General features: G+C 65.0%; 1 protein-coding gene. It reads right to left on the bottom strand.

The features are described from left to right. Positions 1 to 274, bottom strand: a 274-nt coding sequence (locus SAY88_RS25020) for a hypothetical protein (RefSeq protein WP_332635127.1), incomplete at both ends; no start/stop codon positions are given.

Here is a 274-nt window from a genome sequence, read left to right on the forward strand (position 1 = left end):
CTCGACCTTGTGGGTGCCCCGTTTCAGCTTCACGATCAGCGCGGACAGGTTGTTGAGCTTCCACTCTCCGCCGTAGCGAGGTCGGCGCTCTTCGGAGTTCAGGATGTCGCAGATCTCCTGCAGGGTCTTCCTCCGACCTCGGCGAGGCTTTCGTCTCAGCTCCCTGATCCGGGCCAGGGTCTCGACCTCGTCGTCGTAGAAGCCAAACGCCTTCGCACCCTCGCACTTCCCCCGGGCCTTCTTGGCCCGTCGGCGGCCGGCAGCGAGCTTGCTG

The sequence above is a fragment of the Halalkalibacter flavus genome, assembly GCF_036663575.1.
In the GTDB taxonomy this organism is placed as follows: domain Bacteria; phylum Bacillota; class Bacilli; order Bacillales; family Bacillaceae_D; genus Halalkalibacter; species Halalkalibacter flavus.